This window comes from Komagataeibacter kakiaceti JCM 25156 (assembly GCF_000613305.1).
In genome coordinates, this window is record NZ_BAIO01000421.1 from 1 (window position 1) to 2072 (window position 2072).

Below are 2072 nucleotides of genomic sequence, written 5' to 3' on the forward strand. Positions count from 1 at the left end.
GCGGCATGATGCCCTGCGGCTCCTCATCCTTTAGCTTGAAGCGATAGCGGTTTTTTACACCCCCGGTGAGCCACTTGCTTGCGAACGCACGGCCGTTATCCAGATAGCATTTCTGCGGGATGCCATAGCGTTCCACCATATCACCAAATGCCAGACGGACCATCTCCTTGTTTTCGGAAACATCCAGACGCCACGCCAGGATCATGCCGGTAAACAGATCCTGAAAGGCTACCAAAACGGGTCTTATGGGCTTCTGAATACCAGGATAATCGACGAACACATCAAAGATATGACCATCGACGTTCACCGCCTCCATGGCATGGAAGATGGACCGGTCACGTTCCTGCGCGGGAAACATGCGGCGCAGGGCGTCGCTACCTTCCCGGCACAGGGTCAGCAGCGCCGGTCCTAGCGCATCCATGCGGCGTTTCAGGGTTTTTGATGATGGCAACTTCCATCCCTCCTTTTTGGCTCGCCCCTGCAAGCGCCGGTAGCAGTCATTGAAGGTCGGTCCAGACAGGCGCAGGTAATCGGCTTTCAGGATTTCCCATGCCTCACGGGGACACTCCGCGCGCGCCTTGGCCGTGGCATAATGCGGTGCCAGAGCGGCCAGCCAGTCGCATCGGTTCAACCCACGCACGTCCCGATACCAGTTGTATATCGTGGTCGTGCCCACGCCGCGCAGCGCCGCAATCTGTATGATCGCGTAATTCTTGCGCACGCCATGCTGGATCAGCGTCTCCACCGCATCCAGTATCTGATACGCCCGGCGGGCTTCGTCCTTTCTGTTTTCTGGCATGGCGTCAAAGCGCCACCACAAGTCTTCACGTTCGCGCCTCGTGCGGTCTGCGTCCGGCTTCTGTGCTGCCGGATTGGCGGCCTGCATCCGCATGACCAGGGCAGCCTGTGCAGGGAGCGGGAGGGAATACATGGTGAATTCGTATCCACCGCCCCGACCGCTGCGTTCACGCCATGTCTGACCCTTAAGTCCAGGGTTCAACCATCCTTCCGCGTTGCATCTTTCACGCATATTTCGTTCGGTAGCAGGGAGAGCGGGAAGCGCCATTGCCGCCAGTTCGGTTAGCGAAAACCACTGCTGCTGTGCAATTCCCGCCATCACTTCGTCTCGCTACCCGATGAAGAATTCGCATAGCGCATAGTCCGGACGCGCGAAGCTGCCGCCCGATAACCTTCCAGCCAGGAATTGACCTCATGCGGGGCGGCTGCATCCTTGCCCGGTGCCTGCAAGGCAAACAACGCAAGCTGTGCAAGAAAGCTGAATTCTTCCCCGCCAATGGTGATAGTTCCATCCTTTTCCAAGGCGGCCCCGGCAATGTAAGGATCATTCCGCCCATGAACGATGGCAATCGAACCGATTTCCAATGTCCGTTCAGGACGCTCTATGGTTCCGGTGTTTTTATAAACCACCTTAAATGGCCGCTTGCTCATCACCAGCTACCCCCACGCATAGCCTGTCGCCGCAGGGCATTTTCCCGCCGCGTAAGCTCCTTTTTGTGTTCAGAAACCGCCGCCAGTTCGATGGCTGGCAGGTAGCGCCGTTCAATCACGGCCCAGCCGAACGGCTCCGCCATGAATTCCAGCAGCCGCCGGTCCTGCGTGGCGGAAATCAGCGCATCAAACCGGGGCACGCTGATCTGGTGCCCCTCACGCTGCACGCTGGCATAGGCATTCAGCATGTTGATGCTGATGGGCCTTTCCAGCAGTTCTGACATTTCCGCCACGATCTGCTCCCGCGTCCGCCCACACGTGTCCAGCGACACGGAAATGGCGCGCGACAGGCGCGACGTGAACTGGTTGGCGCGGATCAGGCGCGGGTCAAACCGTACAACCGGATTGGGCGGAACCCAGTCCAGCAGGGAAAGCTGTTCGGGCGCATTCCGGGTCATGCTGCTGCCCTTTCTTCTGTCTGGTAGCCGGGAAGATGCGGGGCGAAGAATTCAATGATCTGCTTGCGCTCCGCAGGGGATGCCTTACGCCAGATGCCCGCAACCTTCTCAATCACGCCCGGCGGTGTGGGCTTGGGGCGACCAGCAAGCTGGCGCACGATTTCA

The 2072-nt window shown here is 59.0% G+C and carries 3 protein-coding genes; all 3 read right to left on the minus strand.

Annotation, left to right across the window (positions count from 1 at the left end; translation table 11 throughout):
* The coding region (locus JCM25156_RS24880; RefSeq protein ID WP_034960092.1) for a DNA-binding domain-containing protein at positions 1-1117 on the minus strand (1117 nt) is incomplete at its 3' end.
* A complete protein-coding gene (locus JCM25156_RS14685; protein WP_025813664.1) occupies positions 1117-1449 on the minus strand; it encodes a hypothetical protein in 333 nt (110 codons plus the stop codon). The genes JCM25156_RS24880 and JCM25156_RS14685, both read right to left, overlap by 1 nt.
* Positions 1449-1907, minus strand: coding sequence for a hypothetical protein (locus JCM25156_RS14690; RefSeq protein ID WP_025813666.1), 459 nt, complete (start codon positions 1905-1907; stop codon positions 1449-1451). Before JCM25156_RS14690 ends, JCM25156_RS14685 begins: the two co-directional genes overlap by 1 nt.
* Positions 1908-2072 lie beyond the last annotated feature (165 nt).